This is a genomic window from Streptomyces sp. NPDC055254 (genome assembly GCF_053606025.1).
Genome location: NZ_JBSGQV010000001.1, coordinates 121,176 through 141,882, shown reverse-complemented (window position 1 = coordinate 141,882; position 20,707 = coordinate 121,176). Strand labels below are relative to the sequence as shown.

Annotated in this window: 21 protein-coding genes, 5 tRNA genes and 1 pseudogene; 22 read left to right on the top strand and 5 right to left on the bottom strand. The window is 71.4% G+C overall.

The genetic code is table 11. The features are described from left to right. Positions 1-45 precede the first annotated feature (45 nt). From ACWFQ8_RS00660 to ACWFQ8_RS00640, 5 genes are all read left to right on the top strand, one after another. Positions 46-117, top strand: a tRNA-Gln gene (locus ACWFQ8_RS00660). A gap of 27 nt (positions 118-144) precedes the next feature. Then, positions 145-217: transfer RNA gene (locus ACWFQ8_RS00655), tRNA-Glu, on the top strand. A 61-nt stretch (positions 218-278) separates the two neighbouring features. After that, positions 279-351, top strand: a tRNA-Glu gene (locus ACWFQ8_RS00650). 24 nt (positions 352-375) lie between these two features. Next, positions 376-447 (top strand) — tRNA-Gln (locus ACWFQ8_RS00645). Between the two features lie 27 nt (positions 448-474). Continuing rightward, positions 475-547, top strand: a tRNA-Glu gene (locus ACWFQ8_RS00640). Between the two features lie 177 nt (positions 548-724). Here ACWFQ8_RS00640 and ndgR read toward each other — a convergent pair. Continuing rightward, a complete protein-coding gene (gene ndgR / locus ACWFQ8_RS00635) occupies positions 725-1,441 on the bottom strand; it encodes an IclR family transcriptional regulator NdgR (protein WP_073911130.1) in 717 nt (238 codons plus the stop codon). A gap of 185 nt (positions 1,442-1,626) precedes the next feature. On the opposite strand from ndgR, the gene leuC reads away from it, so the two are divergent. From leuC to ACWFQ8_RS00615, 4 genes are all read left to right on the top strand, one after another. After that, complete coding sequence (leuC, locus tag ACWFQ8_RS00630) at positions 1,627-3,051, top strand: 3-isopropylmalate dehydratase large subunit (protein ID WP_453784006.1); 1,425 nt, start codon at positions 1,627-1,629, stop codon at positions 3,049-3,051. 3 nt (positions 3,052-3,054) lie between these two features. Then, positions 3,055-3,648 (top strand): 3-isopropylmalate dehydratase small subunit, encoded by a 594-nt coding sequence (leuD, locus tag ACWFQ8_RS00625; protein WP_453784005.1) that lies wholly within the window; start codon positions 3,055-3,057, stop codon positions 3,646-3,648. Between the two features lie 137 nt (positions 3,649-3,785). After that, positions 3,786-4,013, top strand: coding sequence for an SCO5555 family protein (locus tag ACWFQ8_RS00620; RefSeq protein ID WP_384537935.1), 228 nt, complete (start codon positions 3,786-3,788; stop codon positions 4,011-4,013). A 145-nt stretch (positions 4,014-4,158) separates the two neighbouring features. Then, entirely contained in the window at positions 4,159-4,839 is a 681-nt protein-coding gene (locus ACWFQ8_RS00615; protein ID WP_453784004.1) for an HU family DNA-binding protein, read from the top strand. Positions 4,840-5,114: 275 nt separating this feature from the next. On the opposite strand, the pseudogene cofC reads toward ACWFQ8_RS00615, so the two are convergent. After that, positions 5,115-5,771 (bottom strand): annotated as a pseudogene (cofC, locus tag ACWFQ8_RS00610) (2-phospho-L-lactate guanylyltransferase); the annotation flags it as partial. Positions 5,772-5,961: 190 nt separating this feature from the next. On the opposite strand from cofC, the gene ACWFQ8_RS00605 reads away from it, so the two are divergent. Genes ACWFQ8_RS00605 through ACWFQ8_RS00595 form a run of 3 tightly spaced genes read left to right on the top strand, consistent with a single transcriptional unit; the run spans position 5,962 to position 8,918 of the window. Then, positions 5,962-6,714, top strand: a complete 753-nt coding sequence (locus ACWFQ8_RS00605) for a lysophospholipid acyltransferase family protein (RefSeq protein ID WP_453784003.1) — start codon at positions 5,962-5,964, stop codon at positions 6,712-6,714. Next, positions 6,711-7,721 carry an NAD(P)H-dependent glycerol-3-phosphate dehydrogenase gene (locus ACWFQ8_RS00600; protein ID WP_453784002.1) on the top strand — a complete coding sequence of 337 codons (1,011 nt, stop codon included), beginning with the start codon at positions 6,711-6,713 and terminating at the stop codon, positions 7,719-7,721. The genes ACWFQ8_RS00605 and ACWFQ8_RS00600 overlap by 4 nt, the downstream gene beginning before the upstream one ends. Before the next feature lie 39 nt (positions 7,722-7,760). Further along, the gene (locus ACWFQ8_RS00595; protein ID WP_453784001.1) at positions 7,761-8,918 is read left to right on the top strand and encodes a D-alanine--D-alanine ligase family protein; all 1,158 of its coding nucleotides are present in this window, start codon (positions 7,761-7,763) and stop codon (positions 8,916-8,918) included. A gap of 128 nt (positions 8,919-9,046) precedes the next feature. Here ACWFQ8_RS00595 and ACWFQ8_RS00590 read toward each other — a convergent pair whose 3' ends face one another. Beyond that, entirely contained in the window at positions 9,047-9,547 is a 501-nt protein-coding gene (locus ACWFQ8_RS00590) for a DUF3515 domain-containing protein (RefSeq protein ID WP_453784000.1), read from the bottom strand. A gap of 23 nt (positions 9,548-9,570) precedes the next feature. After that, a complete protein-coding gene (locus ACWFQ8_RS00585) occupies positions 9,571-9,804 on the bottom strand; it encodes an Lrp/AsnC family transcriptional regulator (protein WP_030028650.1) in 234 nt (77 codons plus the stop codon). A gap of 245 nt (positions 9,805-10,049) precedes the next feature. On the opposite strand from ACWFQ8_RS00585, the gene ACWFQ8_RS00580 reads away from it, so the two are divergent. Both ACWFQ8_RS00580 and thiD read left to right on the top strand, forming a co-directional pair. Then, on the top strand, positions 10,050-11,033 hold the full coding sequence (locus tag ACWFQ8_RS00580; protein WP_453783999.1) for a thiamine-phosphate kinase: 984 nt from the start codon (positions 10,050-10,052) through the stop codon (positions 11,031-11,033). After that, a complete protein-coding gene (gene thiD / locus ACWFQ8_RS00575; RefSeq protein WP_453783998.1) occupies positions 11,030-11,830 on the top strand; it encodes a bifunctional hydroxymethylpyrimidine kinase/phosphomethylpyrimidine kinase in 801 nt (266 codons plus the stop codon). The genes ACWFQ8_RS00580 and thiD overlap by 4 nt, the downstream gene beginning before the upstream one ends. 127 nt (positions 11,831-11,957) lie before the next feature. On the opposite strand, the gene rpmB is transcribed toward thiD, so the two are convergent. Continuing rightward, positions 11,958-12,143 (bottom strand): 50S ribosomal protein L28, encoded by a 186-nt coding sequence (gene rpmB / locus ACWFQ8_RS00570; RefSeq protein ID WP_007266795.1) that lies wholly within the window; start codon positions 12,141-12,143, stop codon positions 11,958-11,960. Positions 12,144-12,385: 242 nt separating this feature from the next. On the opposite strand from rpmB, the gene ACWFQ8_RS00565 reads away from it, so the two are divergent. From ACWFQ8_RS00565 to rnc, 8 genes are all read left to right on the top strand, one after another. Next, complete coding sequence (locus ACWFQ8_RS00565) at positions 12,386-14,059, top strand: DAK2 domain-containing protein (RefSeq protein ID WP_453783997.1); 1,674 nt, start codon at positions 12,386-12,388, stop codon at positions 14,057-14,059. A gap of 60 nt (positions 14,060-14,119) precedes the next feature. Then, positions 14,120-16,324, top strand: coding sequence for an ATP-dependent DNA helicase RecG (gene recG, locus ACWFQ8_RS00560; RefSeq protein ID WP_453783996.1), 2,205 nt, complete (start codon positions 14,120-14,122; stop codon positions 16,322-16,324). 72 nt (positions 16,325-16,396) lie between these two features. Beyond that, positions 16,397-16,975 carry a 16S rRNA (guanine(966)-N(2))-methyltransferase RsmD gene (gene rsmD, locus ACWFQ8_RS00555; protein ID WP_453783995.1) on the top strand — a complete coding sequence of 193 codons (579 nt, stop codon included), beginning with the start codon at positions 16,397-16,399 and terminating at the stop codon, positions 16,973-16,975. A 29-nt stretch (positions 16,976-17,004) separates the two neighbouring features. Then, positions 17,005-17,484, top strand: coding sequence for a pantetheine-phosphate adenylyltransferase (gene coaD, locus ACWFQ8_RS00550; protein ID WP_453784279.1), 480 nt, complete (start codon positions 17,005-17,007; stop codon positions 17,482-17,484). Positions 17,485-17,587: 103 nt separating this feature from the next. After that, the gene (locus tag ACWFQ8_RS00545) at positions 17,588-18,733 is read left to right on the top strand and encodes a cell division initiation protein (protein ID WP_453783994.1); all 1,146 of its coding nucleotides are present in this window, start codon (positions 17,588-17,590) and stop codon (positions 18,731-18,733) included. Positions 18,734-18,801: 68 nt separating this feature from the next. After that, positions 18,802-19,512 (top strand): YceD family protein, encoded by a 711-nt coding sequence (locus ACWFQ8_RS00540; protein ID WP_453783993.1) that lies wholly within the window; start codon positions 18,802-18,804, stop codon positions 19,510-19,512. Between the two features lie 2 nt (positions 19,513-19,514). Beyond that, entirely contained in the window at positions 19,515-19,688 is a 174-nt protein-coding gene (gene rpmF / locus ACWFQ8_RS00535; RefSeq protein ID WP_003965982.1) for a 50S ribosomal protein L32, read from the top strand. 19 nt (positions 19,689-19,707) lie between these two features. Further along, positions 19,708-20,574 (top strand): ribonuclease III, encoded by an 867-nt coding sequence (rnc, locus tag ACWFQ8_RS00530; protein WP_453783992.1) that lies wholly within the window; start codon positions 19,708-19,710, stop codon positions 20,572-20,574. Positions 20,575-20,707 lie beyond the last annotated feature (133 nt).

Sequence of the window (20,707 nt, the reverse complement as noted above, 5' to 3'; positions counted from 1 at the left end):
GAGGCGCCACCAGAAAAGAAAAACCCCTCAGGGGTTGACTTTCGGTGGGGTATAGTGTAATTGGCAACACGAGGGTTTCTGGTTCCCTTATTCTAGGTTCGAGTCCTGGTACCCCAGCGCAGTGCAGTAGTGACGCAGTGCTTTGCCCCCGTTGTGTAGCGGCCTAGCACGCCGCCCTCTCAAGGCGGTAGCGCCGGTTCGAATCCGGTCGGGGGTACAGATCCTTCCCGCGAGATCTCCAGGGTCGCACCCGGACGTCTTGATGCAGGATCGCTAGGGCCCCCGTTGTGTAGCGGCCTAGCACGCCGCCCTCTCAAGGCGGTAGCGCCGGTTCGAATCCGGTCGGGGGTACTGTTGGTCTGGTCTAGACCACTTTGGGCTATAGTGTAATTGGCAACACGAGGGTTTCTGGTTCCCTTATTCTAGGTTCGAGTCCTGGTAGCCCAGCGCAGTGCAGAAGTAGCGCAGTGCTTTGCCCCCGTTGTGTAGCGGCCTAGCACGCCGCCCTCTCAAGGCGGTAGCGCCGGTTCGAATCCGGTCGGGGGTACACATCGAAAAGAGGCCCTCCGCGATCATCGCGGAGGGCCTCTTCGGCGTTTCCTGCCGGGCACCGGTGGTTGCGCGGACGAGGCGGGACAAGTACGGGCCCGGCGGCGCGTGTTCGGACGTGTGCGGCGTCGTACGCGCCCCCGGGCCCGGGGGTGGACAGAGGTGGAGGTGCGGGTCAGCCGGAGCGGCGCAGTGCCTCCGAGAGGCGCGCGGCCGCGTCGATGACGGCCTGTGCGTGCATCCGGCCCGGGTGGCGGGTCAGCCGCTCGATCGGCCCGGAGACCGATACCGAGGCCACCACGCGGTTCGACGGTCCGCGGACCGGAGCCGATACGGAGGCCACGCCGGGCTCCCGCTCGCCGATCGACTGGGCCCAGCCCCGGCGTCGTACGCCCGAGAGCGCGGTCGCCGTGAAGCGCGCGCCCTGCAGGCCGCGGTGCAGCCGCTCGGGCTCCTCCCAGGCCATCAGGATCTGCGCGGCCGAGCCGGCCTTCATCGGGAGCGTGGAGCCGACCGGGACGGTGTCCCGCAGTCCCGACAGCCGCTCCGCGGCCGCCACGCAGATGCGCATGTCTCCCTGCCGCCGGTAGAGCTGCGCGCTCTCGCCCGTCACGTCGCGCAGGTGGGTGAGTACCGGTCCCGCCGTGGCCAGCAGACGGTCCTCGCCGGCCGCGGCGGCGAGCTCCGCCAGCCGCGGTCCGAGGATGAACCGGCCCTGCATGTCCCTCGCCACCATCCGGTGGTGTTCCAGTGCCACGGCGAGGCGATGTGCCGTGGGTCGTGCGAGCCCTGTCGCCGCGACCAGCCCGGCGAGGGTGGCCGGACCGGACTCCAGTGCGCTCAATACCAGAGCTGCCTTGTCGAGAACGCCGACGCCGCTAGAGTTGTCCATGAAACGATATTCGCGTCTCACACTGTGAAACGCAAGTTCAATTTTTCCAAGAACCAGCGAGTCTGTATGTGCGGGTCCACGAACCACTGGGTCCGAGCCGGTCGTCCCGCGCGTGGGGTACGGGCGACCAGGCGCAAAAGATCTCTATGAAGCGCCGGCACAACCGGCCGGCCGGAGGGAAAGCGATGGGTAGGACACTCGCGGAGAAGGTCTGGGACGACCATGTCGTCCGGCGCGCCGAAGGCGAGCCCGACCTCCTCTTCATCGATCTGCACCTGCTGCACGAGGTGACCAGCCCGCAGGCCTTCGAGGGCCTGCGCCAGGCCGGCCGCAAAGTCCGACGCCTCGACCTCACCATCGCGACCGAGGACCACAACACCCCCACCCTCGACATCGACAAGCCGATCGCGGACCCGGTCTCCCGGACCCAGCTGGAGACGCTGCGCAAGAACTGCGCCGAGTTCGGTGTCCGCCTGCACTCGCTGGGCGACGTCGAGCAGGGTGTCGTCCACGTCGTGGGACCGCAGCTGGGTCTGACGCAGCCCGGCACCACCGTGGTCTGCGGAGACTCGCACACCTCCACGCACGGCGCCTTCGGCGCGCTGGCCTTCGGCATCGGCACCAGCCAGGTCGAGCACGTGCTGGCCACCCAGACGCTGCCGCTGGCCCGCCCCAAGACGATGGCGATCACCGTCACCGGCGCGCTGGCCGAGGGTGTCACCGCGAAGGACCTGATCCTGGCGATCATCGCCAAGATCGGTACCGGCGGCGGCCAGGGCTACATCCTGGAGTACCGCGGCGAGGCCGTCGAGAAGCTCTCGATGGAAGCCCGCATGACCATCTGCAACATGTCGATCGAGGCCGGCGCCCGGGCGGGCATGATCGCCCCCGACCAGACCACCTTCGACTACCTCAAGGGCCGCGACCACGCCCCCGAGGGCGCGGACTGGGACGCGGCGGTCGAGTACTGGAAGACGCTGCGCACCGACCAGGACGCGGTCTTCGACGCCGAGGTCGTCATCGACGGCACCACCCTGTCCCCGTTCGTCACCTGGGGCACCAACCCGGGCCAGGGCGCTCCGCTGTCCGCCCACGTCCCCGACCCCGCATCGTACGAGGACCCTTCGGAGCGCAACGCCGCCGAAAAGGCCCTGGAGTACATGGGGTTGACCGCCGGGCAGCCGCTGCGCGACATCAAGGTCGACACCGTCTTCGTAGGTTCCTGCACGAACGGGCGCATCGAGGACCTGCGCGCCGTCGCCGGGATCATCGAGGGCCGCAAAGTCGCCGACGGCGTACGGATGCTGGTCGTCCCGGGCTCGGTCCGGGTCGCCCTGCAGGCCGTGGAAGAGGGCCTGGACCAGGTCTTCAAGGAGGCCGGCGCCGAATGGCGGCACGCGGGCTGCTCGATGTGCCTGGGCATGAACCCCGACCAACTGGCTCCCGGTGAGCGCTCCGCGTCCACCTCCAACCGCAACTTCGAGGGCCGGCAGGGCAAGGGCGGACGTACCCACCTGGTCTCCCCGCAGGTGGCCGCGGCCACCGCGGTACTGGGCCATCTGGCCTCGCCCGCCGACCTGTCCGACGCCCACGCGACCGCCGGAGTCTGAACCATGGAAGCCTTCACCACCCACACCGGCCGGGCCGTCCCGCTGCGCCGCAGCAACGTCGACACCGACCAGATCATCCCGGCCCACTGGCTGAAGAAGATCACCCGTGACGGGTTCGAGGACGGGCTCTTCGAGGCCTGGCGCAAGGACCCGGAGTTCGTCACGAACCGCCCGGAGCGCGCGGGCGCGACCGTGCTGGTCGCCGGCCCCGACTTCGGTACCGGCTCGTCCCGCGAGCACGCCGTCTGGGCCCTGCAGAACTTCGGCTTCAAGACGGTCATCTCCTCCCGCTTCGCCGACATCTTCCGCGGGAACTCGCTGAAGAACGGCCTGCTGACGGTCGTGCTCCCGCAGGAGACCGTCGAGCGGCTGTGGCAGCTGACCGAGGCGGACCCCACCGCCGAGATCACCGTCGACCTGGTCGACCGCCAGGTGCGAGCCGAGGGCGTCGAGGCGGAGTTCGAGCTCGACGACAATGCCCGCTGGCGGCTTCTGGAGGGTCTGGACGACATCTCCCTCACCCTTCAGAACGAAGCGGACATCGCTACGTACGAAAGCGGCCGGCCGGCCCACAAGCCGCGTACGATTCAGGCCTGATTCCCGCCTGATCAGCCCTTATTCGGCCGCTGGTGATCACACCGGCAACACGGTGCCCCCCACCCTCCGGTGGGGGGCACAGCCGTTTGTTGAGGCCCCGTGAGGCGACAACTCGCCCCAGATGGCACAATCTGTGCATGGAACGCGACAGTCAACTCAAGCTCTACGAGCTCGTCGCGGACCGGCTGAAAGAAGCTCACGCAAGGGTGCGCTCACTGCAAGTCCCGGAGGGCGTAAGGATGGCGCTGTCCCGGAAGCTGTTGGTCGTCACGGCCGCGGCGAAGCACGATCTCGCCGATGCGGCAAGGCGCCTGGACAGGTTGATGAAGGACCTCGACGAGGGTCGATTCCCTGAAGGCGACTGATGCGAAGGAACTCCGTAACGGCCTACAGCGTTGCGGCACTAGGGTGATTAGCCCGTTTCGTGTTTGATTTGCGGTATATATCCGCCTAACGTGCGAAATAAGCTTGAACACATTCGTTCTGGCGAAGTCTCCGAAGGGGAAGACGTTGAACAAGGCGCAGCTCGTAGAAGCGATTGCCGACAAGCTGGGCGGCCGCCAGCAGGCCGCGGACGCTGTCGACGCGGTACTGGACGCGATCGTCCGCGCTACCGTCGCGGGCGACCGGGTCTCGGTCACGGGCTTCGGCTCGTTCGAGAAGGTCGACCGCCCGGCCCGCTACGCCCGCAACCCGCAGACGGGTGAGCGCGTCCGGGTCAAGAAGACCTCCGTGCCCCGTTTCCGCGCCGGCCAGGGCTTCAAGGACCTGGTCAGCGGCACCAAGAAGCTCCCCAAGGGCGGCGAGGTGTCGGTGAAGAAGGCGCCCAAGGGCAGCCTCACCGGTGGTGCTTCCGCGACGGTCAAGAAGGCCGCCGCGAAGAAGGCGACCACCGCCAAGAAGTCCGCGGCGAAGACCACGGTCGCACAGAAGACCGCGGCCAAGAGGACCACCGCGACCGCCAAGAAGACCGCGGTGAAGAGCACGGCCACCGCGAAGAAGGCGACCGGTACGGCGAAGAAGGCCACGGCCACCACCAAGAAGGCCGCCCCGGCGGCCAAGAAGACCACCGCCACCGCCAAGAAGACCGCGCCGGCGGCCAAGAAGACCACCGCCGCGACGAAGGCGCCCGCCAAGAAGACGACGACGCGCAAGGCCACCGCGAAGAAGACCACCGCCCGCAAGAAGTAGGGGTACGGGTCACACGCGCCGGGCCGGTTTCCCCTGTCGGCGGGGGGACCGGCCCGCGGTGCTGCCCTCGCGGGTCAGAAGGTCTGGAGCGTCACCAGGGTGATCCGCAGGCCCGGGCCCTCCCCGTCCGTCTCGATCCGGACCCGCTGCCCGGGACGCAGCAGCCGCAGACCCCCCGCGTCGAAGGCCGGCGCCCCGAAGGGGACCGGAGTGCCGTCGTCCAGCAGCACACTGCCGCTGCGGGTCCGGGAGTCGTACGTGTACGCGGTCGCCTGCATACCGGCACTGTATCGGGCGGTGTGACGGCCCACACCGAGGGCGAGCGCCGTCCGGAGGTCGGCACCGGTGTCCACGTCCCGGCGCACGCTGTCGACACCCGTCAGGCCGATTTCCACCGCCCCCGATGCCGAATGCCGGGCCCGGGACGAGCCGCCGAACGAAGGCGCCAATTCCGCTCCCGGCGCCGCGGAAAGCAGGGTCGTTCCGATTCCGGCCGCATCCGCCAGAAATGCCCTGGGGAATACCGAGGCGTTTTCGAGCACGCGTAGCAATTCGAGCGGCCGCAGCGCGGGCAGGTCGGCGTTCAGTGCGGCCACCGCCGCCCCGGGCCGGTCCGTACGGATCTCCCGCGCCCCGTGGGCCAGGGCGGCGTTGAGCCCCGCGCCCGGGGCGTCCGCGACGATCCGCGCGCCCAGCCGGGCCAGTTCCGCTCCCGCCAGGGCGTCGTCCGTGACGACCACCACATCCGCTACCGCCGGGCAGGCCAGCGCCCCCGTCACGGTGTCCTGGGCGAAGGCCAGCGCGAGCCCCGGACGGGACGCGCCCACGGCCGCCGCGAGACGGCTCTTGGCCGACGCCAAGGGCTTCAGCGGGACCACCAGACTCCAGACGGCGTTCGTGGCCGACCCCTTCCCTCCGGTGCGCTCCGGCACGGTCGTAGGCCATGGCCGGGTCAGGGCCGGGTCCTGTGTCGGCCCATTGTCGCCTCCGCCGGGCGGCCCGGGAGTCCGGTGCCGCGAGCGGGGCGTACCGTGTCCTCGACAGAGACCGGGCCCTGAGGCGACACTTGTCCGGCGGACGAGGCGTGCAGGCCGCGCCCCGGTCCTAGAGGAAGGTGTCCGAGTGTCCCGCCGCAGAATCGGCTTCTGGTACCGCCTGGCGGCGGTCATCGCAAAACCGCCGCTGGTAGTGCTCTTCAAGCGGGACTGGCGGGGAATGGAGCACATTCCGGCCGAGGGCGGATTTATCACCGCCGTGAATCACAACTCGTATCTGGACCCGCTCTCCTACGCGCACTTCCAGTACAACACCGGCCGGGTGCCGCGATTGCTCGCCAAGGCCGCCCTCTTCAAAGTGCCTTTCGTCGGGACGATCCTGCACGGATCGGGGCAGATCCCCGTCTACCGCGAGAGCACCAACGCCCTGGACGCATTCCGGGCCGCGGTGCAAGCGATCGAGCGCGGCGAATGCGTGGCCTTTTACCCCGAGGGCACCCTGACCCGTGATCCGGACATGTGGCCCATGGCCGGCAAGACCGGCGCCGCCCGTGTCGCCCTGATCACCCGGGCGCCCGTCATTCCGGTGGCCCAGTGGGGCGCGAACCTCGCCGTGCCGCCGTACGCGCGGGAGAAGAAGGTACGGCTCTTCCCGCGCAAGACCCTCCGCGTGCTCGCCGGACCGCCCGTGGACCTCTCCGCCTTCTACGATCGGGAACCCACCCCGGACGTGCTCAAGGAGGCGACGGAGGCCATCATGGCGGCCATCACCGGGCTCCTGGAGGAGGTGCGGGGCGAAACCGCGCCCGCGCAGCCGTACGACCATCGCAAGGCCAGGGCGGAACAGCGGCGCAAAGCCGCGGGGGAGGGCAAGAAGTGACACGTCCCGTGAAGGCAGCCGTCTACGGAACCGGCTCCTGGGGCACGGCCTTCGGCATCGTGCTCGCCGACGCCGGCTGCGACGTGACCCTGTGGGGCCGCCGCCAGGAACTGGCCGACGCCGTCAACGACGGCCGGACCAATCCCGACTACCTCCCCGGTGTCGTGCTCCCGGAGAACCTCCGCGCCACCACCGACCCGGCCCTGGCCGCGCGCGGCGCCGATTTCACCGTCCTCGCCGTCCCCTCCCAGACGCTGCGCGGCAACCTCGCCGAGTGGGCCCCGCTGCTGGCCCCCGACACCGTCCTCGTGTCCCTGATGAAGGGCATCGAACTCGGCACGGCCAAGCGGATGAGCGAGGTCATCGAGGAGGTGGCCAAGGTCCCCGGGGAGCGCGTCGCCGTCGTCACCGGTCCCAACCTGGCCCGCGAGATCGCCGCCCGCCAGCCGGCCGCCTCCGTGGTCGCCTGTGTGGACGAGGACGTGGCCCGGCGCCTCCAGGCCGCCTGCCACACCCCGTACTTCCGCCCCTACACCAACACCGACGTGGTCGGCTGCGAGCTGGGCGGAGCCGTCAAGAACGTCATCGGCCTGGCCGTCGGCATCGCGGACGGCATGGGACTCGGCGACAACACCAAGGGCTCGCTCATCACCCGCGGCCTCGCCGAAACGACCCGTCTGGGCCTGGCGATGGGCGCCGACGCGCTCACCTTCTCCGGCCTCGCGGGCCTCGGCGACCTGGTCGCCACCTGCTCCTCGCCGCTCTCCCGGAACCACACCTTCGGCACCAACCTGGGCCGCGGGATGACCCTGGAGGAGACCATCGCGGTCACCAAGCAGACCGCCGAGGGCGTCAAGTCCTGCCAGTCGGTGGCCGATCTGGCGCGCCGCTACGGGGTCGACATGCCGATCACCGACACGGTCGTCGACATCGTCCACCACGGCAAGCCGACCCTGGTGGCGCTCAAGGAACTGATGGGACGCAGCGCCAAACCGGAACGGCACTGACTCCGTTCCGGACGCATGAGCGGGTACTCTCGTGGCGATATGAGCAGCGAGAACCTCCCCCAGACCCCTGAGCAGCAGGGCCGCAAGCCCCGCGTAGCCGTCGTGTTCGGCGGCCGCAGCTCGGAACACGCCATCTCGGTCGTCACCGCGGGCGCCGTGCTGCGCTCCATCGACCGGTCCAAGTACGAGGTGCTGCCCATCGGCATCACCACGGACGGCCGGTGGGCGCTGACCGCCGACGAGCCCGCGCGGATGGCCATCGCGGACCGCAGGCTCCCGAACGTCGAGGAGCTCGCGGAGTCCGAGGACGGCGCCGTCGTGCTCTCCGTCGACCCCGCCCACCGCGAGGTCGTCTACACCGAGCCGGGCGCCGTGCCCAAGGCGCTGGGCGAGATCGACGTCGTCTTCCCCGTGCTGCACGGCCCCTACGGCGAGGACGGCACCCTGCAGGGCCTGCTGGAGCTCTCCGGCATCCCGTACGTCGGCTCGGGCGTCCTCGCCTCGGCCGTCGGGCAGGACAAGGACTACATGAAGCGGGTGTTCACCTCCTTCGGGCTGCGCGTCGGCCCGTACGTGACCATCCGCCCCCGGGAGTGGGAGGCGGACCCGTCCGCCGCCGAGGCGAAGATCCTGGACTTCGCCGCCGAGCACGGCTGGCCGCTGTTCATCAAGCCCGCCCGGGCCGGCTCCTCGATCGGCATCACCAAGGTCGACGACGCCTCCGGCCTGGACGCCGCGATCCGCGAGGCCCGCCGGCACGACCCGAAGATCATCGTGGAGGCGCTGCTGCGCGGCCGCGAGATCGAGTGCGGGGTGCTGGAGTTCGAGGACGGCCCGCGCGCGAGCGCGCCCGCCGAGATCCCGCCGGTCTCCAGCCACGACTTCTACGACTTCGAGGCCAAGTACATCGACTCGGCTTCCGGGATCGTGCCCGCCCCGCTCACCCCGGAGCAGACCGCCGAGGTGCAGCGGCTCGCGATCGAGGCCTTCGAGGCCGCGTCCTGCGAGGGCCTGGTGCGCGCCGACTTCTTCCTCACCGAGGACGGCACCTTCGTCATCAACGAGATCAACACGATGCCGGGCTTCACGCCGATCTCCATGTACCCGCGCATGTGGCAGGAGTCGGGCATCGAGTACCGGGAACTGGTGGACCTCCTGATCCAGGCGGCCCTGCGCCGCTCCACCGGGTTGCGGTAGCGACCGCGCGCGGCCCCCGCGAGCACGGCCGACCGCCCGCCGGGATTCCCGGCGGGCGGTCGGTGTGCGGGGGGCCTGCCGCGCGGGAGCCGCTGCGGTGCGCGGCCCGTCCGCGCGGCCGGCACCCGTCAGTACGGGGAGATGCCCTCGGGCACGGTTTCGGCGATCGCGGCGGACAGCCCGACCAGCATCCCCGCGTCCGTGGCATGCTCCTTGTCGACCCGGACCTCCGTGTACGCCTTCCGCAGCCCGGTGGTGAACCGGAACCCCCCGCCGGCGCTTTCGGGCAGCTTCTCCAGCAGCCAGGCCACGTCGTTCACGTGGACCCCCTCCTGCTCCGGATCAGCCATCTCGGGGGGCTTGGGGATACCGCACCGCAGTACGATCGCCGAGCCGCCCCACGCGGCGGTCAGAGCGGACTCCGGTTCGGTGGTGGTCCGCGCCAGGCCGGCCACCGTCTCCGGGAGCTTGTGGTGCAGTGCTGCACAGAGCTCCGCGACGGCGGCGGGCGGCGTGGGCGGCGGGTCCACACGGACCCGGGAGCCGTCCGGGGCGCAGGCCGGGAGGGCCAGCAGGACCGGTACGGCGGGCAGGGCCAGGAGACGGAGGGGCCGGCGGTGGAGGGACATCACCGGCCAAGACTAGACGGGGGCTACAGATGGACCACCGGGCAGGTCAAGGTGCGGGTGATCCCCTCCACCTGCTGGACCTTGGCCACGACCATGCGGCCGAGCTCGTCGACGGTGTCGGCCTGGGCGCGCACGATCACGTCGTACGGCCCGGTCACGTCCTCGGCCTGAATCACTCCCGGAATCTGCCCGATGGACTCGGCGACGAACGACGCCTTGCCCACCTCGGTCTGGATGAGGATGTACGCCTGTACCACGGAACCTCCAGGGCGGCCACGAGGATCATTTCCCCTAACCTTCGGATGGGCCCTGGGAGATCGGGTGGGCCCGGGGAAGAAGGGACGCCACGGTACCGCGTCGCCGAGCGCCGCGGGGAGACCTGCGGGCCCGGCGCCGCGCACGGCGGGGCGTACGCAGAGCAGAAGTTGACGTATCTGTTGACGGTACCCAGAGCTGTGACGGCTCGCGACCGCAAGCGGACTGGGCAAGAAGGGGCACAGCGATGAAGGGCACTGTGGGCGAGCTGGGGGAGTTCGGGCTGATCAGGGAGCTCACCTCACGGCTCACCACCACCCCGGCGGTCCGGCTCGGGCCGGGCGACGACGCCGCGGTGGTGTCGGCCCCCGACCGGCGGGTCGTGGCGAGCACCGACATCCTGCTGGAGGGCAGGCATTTCAGGCGCGACTGGTCCACGGCCTACGACGTCGGCCGCAAGGCCGCCGCGCAGAACCTCGCCGACATCGCCGCCATGGGCGCGGTGCCGACCGCGCTGCTGCTCGGGCTCGTCGTCCCGGCCGAACTGCCGGTCACCTGGCCCACCGAGCTGATGGACGGCATCCGCGACGAGTGCCAGGTCGCGGGGGCGGCCGTGGTCGGCGGCGACGTCGTGCGCGGGGACACCATCACGGTCGCCATCACCGCCCTGGGCGACCTGCGCAACCACGAGCCCGTCCTGCGCTCCGGTGCCCAGCCCGGCGACGTCGTGGCCGTCACCGGCTGGCTGGGCTGGTCCGCGGCCGGGTTCGCCGTGCTCTCGCGCGGCTTCCGCTCCCCGCGGGCCTTCGTCGAGGCGCACCGGCGCCCCGAACCGCCGTACCACGCGGGCCCCGCCGCCGCCGGCCTAGGCGCCACGGCCATGACGGACGTCAGCGACGGCCTGATCGCCGACCTCGGGCACATCGCCGAGGCCAGCAAGGTGCGGATCGACCTGCGCTCGTCCGCGGTCGACATCCCGACCCAGATGCACGACATCGGGCAGGCCGTCGGCGTGGACCCGCTGCAGTGGGTGCTCACCGGGGGAGAGGACCACGCGATGGTGGCGACCTTCCCGCCAGACGTGAAGCTGCCGGCCCGCTGGAAGGTCATCGGCGAGGTGCTGAACCGCTCCGCGCTGCCCCAGGTCACCGTGGACGGCGCGCCCTGGACCAGCACCGGCGGCTGGGACCACTTCGGCTCCGATCCGGCCGCGGAGGAGAGCCCCCGGTGAGCGGCGCCCCGCCGCTGTGCCTGACCGTCGCCGGATCCGATTCCGGCGGCGGGGCCGGCATCCAGGCCGACCTCAAGACCATGCTGGCCCTCGGCGTCCACGGCATGAGCGTGGTGACCGCCGTGACCGCTCAGAACTCGCTGGGGGTGCGGGGAGCCTGGGAACTGCCCGCCGAGGCCGTCACGGCCCAGTACCGGGCCGTGGTGGACGACATCGGCGTGCGGGCGGTGAAGACCGGGATGCTGTCCTCCGCCGTGCTGGTGGAGACGGTGGCGGCCCTGCTGGCCGGGACCGGGGCCCCGGTGGTCGTGGACCCCGTCGGCGTCTCCAAGCACGGCGACGCGCTCCTCGCCGCGTCCGCCCTGGACGCCGTACGACAGGAACTGCTGCCGCGGGCCACGGTCGCCACCCCGAACCTGGACGAGGTGGAGCAGCTCACGGGCCTGGTGGTGGAGACCGAGGACGACATGCGGCGGGCCGCCGCCGCCGTCCTCGGGTACGGGCCCCGGTGGGCGCTGATCAAGGGCGGGCATCTGTCCGCGCACGGCGGGCAAGCCGTGGACCTGCTGACCGACGGGTCCGAGGAGCACTGGCTGAGGGCCCCGCGCCACGACAACCGCCACACGCACGGCACGGGCTGCACCCTGGCCAGTGCCGTCGCGGCGGGTCTGGCCAAGGGCCTGGAGGTCCCCGAGGCGGTCGCGGCCGCCAAGGAGTACGTCACCGGGGCCGTCGCCGCCGGCTTCTCGCTCGGCGCGGGCATCGGCCCGGTGGATCACGCCTGGCGGTGGCGCTGAGCGCCGTCCCCCGCCCCGGAACCGACCCCGGAACGCGTTCCGGAACCGGGCAAGACAAAAGGCCGGTTCACCAGAGGTGAACCGGCCTTCTTGGCAACCGGAAAGGGCTGCGCTACGACGGGAGGCGTCAGCGCGAGACCTTGCCGGCCTTGATGCACGAGGTGCAGGCGTTGAGGCGCTTCGGCGTCCCATTGACCACGGCACGGACGCGCTGGATGTTCGGGTTCCAGCGACGCGAAGTGCGGCGGTGCGAGTGGGAGATGTTGTTGCCGAAGCTCGGCCCCTTGGCGCAAACGTCGCAGTTGGCAGCCACAGGTCACTCCAAAGACTTCAGATGCACTTACAGTGAAACCCGGCGCACCGGATCAAGGATCTGAAGTGGTTCGCCAGGGGGAATGGCCCGACTCTCATCGGGCAACCGGAGCAGCATACAACGCCTGCACCGGCCCAAGAAAACTACCACGGCCGCCACCGCCCCCGCCCCGCGGTCCCGGCGCCCCCGCAGCCCTTCGTTACCCTGCGGTGAACCCTGGCCCGCACAAGGAGGAACGCCCGGTGCCGCACGAGCCGCAGCCGCAGCCCCCTGATGAGCTCGACGCCGACGCGGTGCGCACCTGGAGCTCGCTGGCCGTGGCCGCACTGGGCCGGGCCCGCGAGGACATCGACGCGATCAACGTCTACCCCGTCGCCGACGCGGACACCGGGACCAACCTCTACCTGACCGCCGAGTCGGCGGACCGCGCCCTGGACGAGGCCTTCGAGGACACCGGCCCCGGCGGGACGGGTATGACGGACGCCACAGCCGCCACCTCCCTGGCCACGGCCGTACGGGCCTACGCGCACGGAGCGCTGGTAGGGGCCCGGGGCAACTCCGGGACGATCCTGGCGCAGCTGCTGCGCGGGGTCGCCGACGTCCTCGCCGACGAGCCCGGGGCGCGCGGTCCGGGCCGGCTGCTGTCCCAGGCGCTGACCCGGGCCGCCGAATCCGCGTACGAGGCCGTCGCGCACCCGGTGGAGGGCACCATGCTCACCGTCGCCACCGCCGCGGCCCGGGCCGGCGCGGCCGCGGAGGCCGCCGCGGGCACCGCCGCGGACGTGGCCCGGGCCGCCTACGACGGCGCCCGCACCGCGCTGGCCGAGACCCCCGGGCAGCTGGCCGAGCTGGGCCGGGCCGGAGTCGTCGACGCCGGCGGCTGCGGGGTGGTCGCCGTACTCGGCGCCCTGTGGCAGGCGCTGTCCGGCCAGGCGCCGGCCGACGAACCGGTCCGCGGCAGGGCGGTACCCGTACCCGTGCCGCCGGAGCCCTGCGCGCGGGAGCAGGCCGGACCGGCGTACGAGGTGGTGTACCTGCTGGAGGCCACCGAGACGGCGGTTGGCGAACTGCGCGCCCGGCTCGACGGGCTCGGCGACTCCCTGGTCGTCGTCGGTGGCGAGGGCCTGTGGAACGTCCACGTCCACGTCGACGACCCCGGCGCGGCCGTGGAGGCCGGCGTCGTCGCCGGGCGGCCCTACCGGATACGGATCACCCACTTCGGCGACGAACGGCGCCGGGCCCGGGGGGAGCGCGCCCAGCGGGCCGTGGTCGCCGTGGTCCCCGGCGAGGGACTGGCCGAACTCTGCGCCGAGGCCGGCGCGACCACCGTCCTCGCGCGCCCCGGCGAGCCCCCGGCCGCCGCCGAACTGCTCGAAGCCGTCCGGCGCGCACACGCCCGCGAGGTCGTGCTCCTGCAGGGCGGCTCCGAACTGCGCGCCGCGGCGGCCGCCGCGGCCGAACAGGCCCGCGCCGAGGGGGTACGGGTGGCCGTCGTCCCCACCCGGTCCGCCGTCCAGGGCCTGGCCGCCCTCGCCGTGCACGACCCGGACGGCAGCTTCGACGAGGACGTGGTCGCCATGACCGCGGCCGCCGGCGCCACCCGGTACGGCGAACTCGCCGTCGCCGAACGGCAGTCCTTCACCTCCGCCGGCATCTGCCAGGCCGGCGACGTGCTCGGGCTCATCGACGGGGACGTCGCCGTGATCGGCCCGGGCCTGCCCGAGACCGCCGAGGCCGTCCTGGACCGGATGCTCGGCTCCGGCGGCGAACTGGTCACCCTGGTCCTGGGTCCCGATGTGCCGGACGCCCTGGCCGAGCGCCTGGAGGCGTACGTCCAGCACGGGCACCTGGCCGTGGACACGGTCACCTACCGGGGCGGGCGCTACTCGGCGCCCCTCCTCATCGGGGTCGAGTAGCAGCGCCGGGCGGGCCGCGAGCGGGGTCGCGGAGCGGGCTTGTCGGCGCCATGGTGTGCAATGGAACACGTGCCCGCGCTCGACGAAGACCTCAAGAAGACCCTCGGCCCCGCCACCGCGAAGGTGCTGGCCGAGCAGCTCGGCCTGCACACGGCCCTGGACCTGCTGCACCACTACCCCCGCCGGTACGCGGAGCGCGGCGAGCTGACGCCGCTCGCCGAGCTCGCCGACCAGCTCGACGAGCACGTGACGGTGGTCGCGCAGGTCGCCGACGCCCGGATCCTGACCTTCAACGGCGGCCGCGGCAAACGCCTGGAAGTCACCATCACCGACGGCAGCGGCAGGCTCCAGCTCGTCTTCTTCGGCGCGGGCGTCCACAAACCGCACAAGGACCTGCTGCCCGGCACCCGCGCGATGTTCGCGGGCAAGGTCGGCATGTTCAACCGCAAGCTCCAGCTCTCCCACCCGGCCTACGAGCCGCTCGGCGCCGACGCCTCGGACCGGGACGCGGCCAGCGCCTTCGCGAACCAGCTCATCCCGATCTACCCGGCCTGCGCCAAGCTGGAGTCCTGGAAGATCGCCAAGTGCGTCGACGCGGTGCTGCCCGCCGTCCACGAGACCGTGGACCCGCTCCCGCCCGTGCTGCGCGAGGGACGGGGCCTGGTCCCCCTGACCGAGGCCCTGCTGAAGGTCCACCGGCCGGGCACCAAGGCCGACATCGAGGACGCCCGCCGGCGCCTGAAGTGGGACGAGGCCTTCGTCCTGCAGGTCGCGCTGGCCCGCCGCCGCCACGCGGACGCCCAGCTCCCGGCCGTGCCCCGGCGCCCCGCCCCCGGCGGGCTGCTCGACTCCTTCGACGCCGAGCTCCCCTTCACCCTCACCGACGGCCAGCGGACCGTCTCGAAGGAGATCTTCGACGACCTGGCCACCAGCCACCCCATGCACCGCCTCCTCCAGGGCGAGGTCGGCTCCGGCAAGACGATGGTGGCCCTGCGGGCGATGCTCGCCGTCGTCGACTCCGGCGGGCAGGCGGCGATGCTCGCGCCCACCGAGGTCCTCGCGCAGCAGCACCACCGCTCCATCACCGAGATGATGGGAGAGCTGGCCGAGGGCGGCGTGCTGGGCGGCTGCGAGCGGGGCACCAAGGTGGTGCTCCTCACCGGTTCGATGGGCGTGCCGGCCCGCCGCCGGGCCCTGCTCGACCTGGTCACCGGCGAGGCCGGGATCGTGATCGGCACGCACGCCCTGATCGAGGACAAGGTCAAGTTCCACGACCTGGGCCTGGTCGTCGTCGACGAGCAGCACCGCTTCGGCGTGGAGCAGCGCGACGCCCTCCGGTCCAAGGGCAAGCAGCCCCCGCACCTGCTGGTGATGACCGCGACCCCGATCCCGCGCACGGTCGCGATGACGGTCTTCGGCGACCTGGAGACCTCCGTCCTGGACCAGCTGCCCGCCGGGCGCTCGCCCATCGCCACCCACGTGGTGCCCGCGCAGGACAAGCCGCACTTCCTCACCCGCGCCTGGGAGCGGGTCCGGGAGGAGGTGGAGAAGGGGCACCAGGCCTATGTGGTCTGCCCCCGGATCGGCGACGGCGACGACGAGGGCGCCGGGGCCAAGAAGAAGAAGGCCGCGGCGGAGGACGGGGACCGGCGGCCCCCGCTCGCCGTCCTGGAGATCGCCGAGCAGCTCGGCCGCGGACCCCTCGCCGGGCTGTCCGTCGAGGTGCTGCACGGGCGGATGGACCCGGCCGACAAGGACGACGTCATGCGCCGCTTCGCCGCGGGCGAGGTCCAGGTGCTCGTCGCCACCACCGTCATCGAGGTCGGGGTGAACGTCCCCAACTCGACGGTGATGGTGATCATGGACGCGGACCGGTTCGGCGTCTCCCAACTGCACCAGTTGCGCGGCCGCGTCGGCCGCGGCTCCGCGCCCGGCCTGTGCCTGCTGGTCAGCGAGATGCACGAGGCCAGCCCGGCCCGGGCCCGGCTGGCGGCCGTGGCCGCCACCCTCGACGGCTTCGAGCTCTCCCGGATCGACCTGGAGCAGCGCCGCGAGGGCGACGTACTGGGCCAGGCCCAGTCCGGAGTGCGCTCCTCGCTGCGGATGCTCGCCGTCATCGAGGACGAGGAAGTCATCGCCCAGGCCCGGGAGGAGGCCACCCGCGTCGTCGCCGAGGACCCGGCCCTGGAGCGGCTGCCCGGACTGCGGACCGCGCTGGACGCCCTGCTGGACACCGACCGGGAGCAGTACCTGGAGAAGGGCTGAGCGGTACGACCTATCGTTGGAGGTCCGCGGCGCCGCCGCGGACCTCCCCGACGTCGTACCGAAGGACCCCAGATGACCCGCGTGATCGCCGGCAGCGCCGGCGGGCGACGGCTGGCCGTGCCCCCGGGCACCGGAACCCGGCCGACCTCGGACCGGATGCGCGAAGGCCTCTTCTCCACCTGGGAGTCGCTGCACGGCATCGAGGGCTCCCGCGTCCTCGACCTGTACGCCGGCTCGGGCGCCGTGGGCCTGGAGGCACTCTCCCGGGGCGCGGAGCGGGCCCTGCTGGTCGAGACCGACCCCAAGGCCGCCACGTCCATCCGGGACAACATCACGGCGGTCGGCCTGCCCGGCGCGGAGTTCCGGCCCGGCAAGGCCGAGCAGATCGTCGCGGCGAAGGCCGCCGGGGACCCGTACGACCTCGTCTTCCTGGACCCGCCCTACGCCGTCACCCATGACGACCTCCGGGAGATCCTCCTCACACTACGGTCCAATGGCTGGCTCACGGACGACGCGCTCGTCACCGTGGAGCGCAGCACCAGGAGCGGCGCCTTCCCGTGGCCCGAGGGGTTCGAGCCGCTCCGGTCGAGGAAGTACGGCGAGGGCACCCTTTGGTACGGCCGCGCCGCCTCCACCAGCGAAGAGTCATGATGTCCGTACCGGAGAGCGAGGGACTTCAGTTGCGCCGCGCCGTCTGTCCGGGGTCGTTCGACCCCATCACCAACGGACACCTCGACATCATCGGCAGAGCCTCCCGGCTCTACGACGTGGTCCACGTCGCCGTGATGATCAACCAGTCCAAGCAGGGCCTGTTCACCGTGGAGGAGCGGATCGAGCTGATCCGCGAGGCCACGGCCGACTACGGCAACATCGAGGTCGAGTCCTTCCACGGACTGCTCGTCGACTTCTGCAAGCAGCGGGACATCCCGGCCATCGTCAAGGGCCTGCGTGCCGTCAGCGACTTCGACTACGAGCTCCAGATGGCTCAGATGAACATAGGCCTCTCCGGCGTCGAGACGCTCTTCGTCCCGACCAACCCGACCTACAGCTTCCTGTCCTCCTCACTGGTCAAGGAGGTCGCGGCCTGGGGCGGCGACGTCGCCCACCTGCTGCCGGCCCACGTGCACGCCGCGCTGCTGGAACGACTGCGCGACCGCTGACCGGCTGACGGGCCATCAGTCGGTGCCGGTGGCCCGCCCGGTGGCCTTACAGTCGTCCCGTCCGTCTCAGGAACCGCCCGAGGCCGAGAGAGTGCGAGCCCCCATGGACGTGCAGAAGAAGCTCGACGAGATCGTCGCGGCCGTCGGCGGCGCCCGCTCCATGCCCATGTCCGCCTCCTGCGTGATCAACCGCGCCGAGCTGCTCGAAGCGCTCGAAGAGGTGCGCAAGGCGCTCCCGGGCTCGCTCGCGCAGGCCCAGGAGCTCATCGGCGGCCGCGAGCAGATGGTCGAGGACGCCCGCCGGGAGGCGGAGCGGATCATCGAGTCCGCGCACAACCAGCGCGGTTCGCTGATCTCCGACACCGAGATCGCGCGGCGATCCCGGGCGGAGGCGGACCGGATCCTGGACGAGGCCCGCCGGGAGGCCGAGGAGATCCGGGCCGAGGCGGACGACTACGTCGACAGCAAGCTCGCGAACTTCGAGGTCGTGCTCACCAAGACCATCGGGTCGGTGGACCGGGGCCGGGAGAAGCTGCTGGGCCGGGGGCCGGGCCCGGACGGCCAGGGCTACGGGGACCCCGACTACCTGGACGCCCCCGAGCGCAGCCACGACCCCGAGACGCAGCGGCAGCAGGCGGACGCGTACGTGGACACCAAGCTGGCCACCTTCGAGGCGGTGCTCGCCAAGACCCTGGAGGCCGTCGGCCGGGGCCGCCAGAAGCTGCTGGGCCGGGTCCCGTCCGACGACCTCGGCGCGCACATGGCGGCCCAGGACGCGGCGGACGCGCAGCCCTCCCGCTCGGCCAGCGACGCGGACTTCCTGGCGGGCCTGGCCGAGCCCGAGCCGGTCGGCCGGGCCCAGGCCCCGGTCCCGGCGCAGCCGCTGTACGAGTCGTACCCGGGCGCGGGCGCCGGCTCCGACCTGGAGGCCTACGCCGCTCAGTACTCGGACCACTCCGGCGGCGGGCAGGACACGTACTCCGGCGCCGGGGCGGCCTACACCGCGCCCTCCTACGCGGACCCGTACGCCGGCTACCAGCAGCAGCCCGACCCCTACGCCGGGGCGGGAACGGACGGCGCCGGGACGGGGTACGCGGCCCACTACGGCGACGGCGGCACCGACCCGTACGCGGCCTACCAGCAGCCCCAGGCCCAGCAGCCGCCGCAGCCGGGGCTCGACGAGACCAGCTTCTTCGACACGAGCATGATCAACCTGGATCAGCTGCGCCAGTACGAACAGGGTCGCTAGCCCGGATTGGGCTCAGGGCGCCGTGCCGGGTATCCTGGCTCTTCGGTCGCGCGTATGCACCGCGATCCATGCTGCCCTTGTGTGGCGGAACTTTTGATCTTGAGCGATCAGTGAAAGCAGGAACGGCCCTGAATACCCGCCTCGACCACCACAACCCCCTCGTGTTCGACACGCACGAGCTGGGTCGGCGTCCTGGTGCCATGCAGCGGTTGTCCCGCGAGATCCCGGCACCGGCGGACCTCGGTATCGCCGGCGTCATCGGAGTGCCGGAAGGCACCCCGCTCAAGCTCAGGCTCCGCCTCGAATCGGTCATGGAAGGGGTGCTTGTCACAGGCACCGCCCGTGCATCGGCCGAGGGGGAGTGCGTAAGGTGTCTGGAGTCCGTGGAGCGCGAGCTCAAGGCGGACTTCCAGGAGATGTTCTCGTACCCTGACGCCGACGACCGGAGCCGCTCCAAGGCGGAACCGGCCGACGACGCCGAGGACGACGAGGACACGCTCTTCCTCGAGGACGGCTTGTTCGACCTCGAACCCGTGCTGCGCGACGTGGTGGTGCTCGCACTGCCGCTGCAGCCGGTGTGCCGGGAGGACTGTCTCGGACTGTGTCCCGAATGCGGGCTCGGCCTGAACGACGACCCGGACCACCACCATGACGCCGTCGACATCCGTTGGGCGGCTTTGCAGGAACTCGTCGTGACCGATCAGGACGACGAGAAGGACAACATGAGCGGCACTGCATCTGACGACGTTCAGAGCGCCGCCGAGAAGCAGGAGAAGTAGCCGTGGCTGTTCCGAAGCGGAAGATGTCGCGCAGCAACACGCGCCACCGCCGGTCGCAGTGGAAGGCTGCGGTCCCCACCCTGGTTTCGTGCGAGCGTTGCCAGGAGCCGAAGCTCCAGCACATTGCGTGCCCGAGCTGCGGCACCTACAACAAGCGCCAGGTCCTCGAGGTCTGAGCGGCTGGTGAGAGGCGCAATGTCTGAGCTGTCCAACGCTGAGAAGCAGGCAGACAGTAAGAACGCGGCCTCGTCCCACACGCTTCTGGAAGGGCGGCTCGGGTATCGACTCGAGACCGCCCTTCTGGTGCGTGCGCTGACCCACCGCTCGTACGCGTACGAGAACGGCGGTCTGCCCACCAACGAACGGCTGGAGTTCCTCGGGGACTCCGTGCTGGGCCTGGTGGTCACGGACACGCTGTACACGACCCACCCGGATCTCCCCGAAGGCCAGCTGGCCAAACTTCGGGCCGCGGTGGTCAACTCGCGCGCACTGGCGGAGGTCGGGCGCGGCCTCGAACTCGGCTCCTTCATCCGGCTCGGCCGGGGCGAAGAGGGCACGGGCGGCCGGGACAAGGCCTCCATCCTCGCCGACACCCTTGAAGCGGTGATCGGCGCGGTGTACCTCGACCAGGGCCTCGACGCGGCCTCGGAGCTGGTTCACCGGCTCTTCGACCCGCTCATCGAGAAGTCCTCGAACCTCGGGGCCGGCCTGGACTGGAAGACCAGTCTCCAGGAGCTCACGGCGGCCGAAGGTCTTGGCGTACCGGAATACCTGGTCACCGAGACCGGTCCGGACCACGAGAAGACCTTCACAGCTGCCGCTCGCGTCGGTGGTGTCTCGTACGGCACCGGCACCGGCCGCAGCAAGAAGGAAGCGGAACAGCAGGCTGCCGAGTCCGCGTGGCGCGGGATCCGCGCCGCGGCGGACGAGCGGACCGGGGCGCAAGCCCCGGCCGTCGCCGCAGGTGCGTCAACGGCTCCGGCCGGCGACGGCGCCGACGGCGGGGCTCCGGCCGAGGACGACGGGGCGCCGACGCCCGCCGGTCCGACGCCGGGTGCCTGACCTCTTCCTTCTGGGTGTCCCCGCCCCGCCACCTGCACCGCAGGCGGCGGGGCGGTCCCGTTTCCGGGGCCCTGCGCCAAGGCCGGTAGGCTCGGCGCGGGCGCCGCTCCGCGCGCGCCGCCGCGCAACCGTC

What these genes read in the sequence shown, in the direction of transcription:
- ndgR (WP_073911130.1), bottom strand. Translation starts at nt 1,441, where the DNA reads ATGGACAACTCTAGCGGCGTCGGCGTTCTCGACAAGGCAGCTCTGGTA.
- leuC (WP_453784006.1), top strand. Translation starts at nt 1,627, where the DNA reads ATGGGTAGGACACTCGCGGAGAAGGTCTGGGACGACCATGTCGTCCGG.
- leuD (WP_453784005.1), top strand. Translation starts at nt 3,055, where the DNA reads ATGGAAGCCTTCACCACCCACACCGGCCGGGCCGTCCCGCTGCGCCGC.
- ACWFQ8_RS00620 (WP_384537935.1), top strand. Translation starts at nt 3,786, where the DNA reads ATGGAACGCGACAGTCAACTCAAGCTCTACGAGCTCGTCGCGGACCGG.
- ACWFQ8_RS00595 (WP_453784001.1), top strand. Translation starts at nt 7,761, where the DNA reads ATGAGCAGCGAGAACCTCCCCCAGACCCCTGAGCAGCAGGGCCGCAAG.
- ACWFQ8_RS00590 (WP_453784000.1), bottom strand. Translation starts at nt 9,547, where the DNA reads ATGTCCCTCCACCGCCGGCCCCTCCGTCTCCTGGCCCTGCCCGCCGTA.
- ACWFQ8_RS00580 (WP_453783999.1), top strand. Translation starts at nt 10,050, where the DNA reads ATGAAGGGCACTGTGGGCGAGCTGGGGGAGTTCGGGCTGATCAGGGAG.
- recG (WP_453783996.1), top strand. Translation starts at nt 14,120, where the DNA reads ATGGAACACGTGCCCGCGCTCGACGAAGACCTCAAGAAGACCCTCGGC.
- rsmD (WP_453783995.1), top strand. Translation starts at nt 16,397, where the DNA reads ATGACCCGCGTGATCGCCGGCAGCGCCGGCGGGCGACGGCTGGCCGTG.
- ACWFQ8_RS00545 (WP_453783994.1), top strand. Translation starts at nt 17,588, where the DNA reads ATGGACGTGCAGAAGAAGCTCGACGAGATCGTCGCGGCCGTCGGCGGC.
- ACWFQ8_RS00540 (WP_453783993.1), top strand. Translation starts at nt 18,802, where the DNA reads ATGCTGCCCTTGTGTGGCGGAACTTTTGATCTTGAGCGATCAGTGAAA.
- rnc (WP_453783992.1), top strand. Translation starts at nt 19,708, where the DNA reads ATGTCTGAGCTGTCCAACGCTGAGAAGCAGGCAGACAGTAAGAACGCG.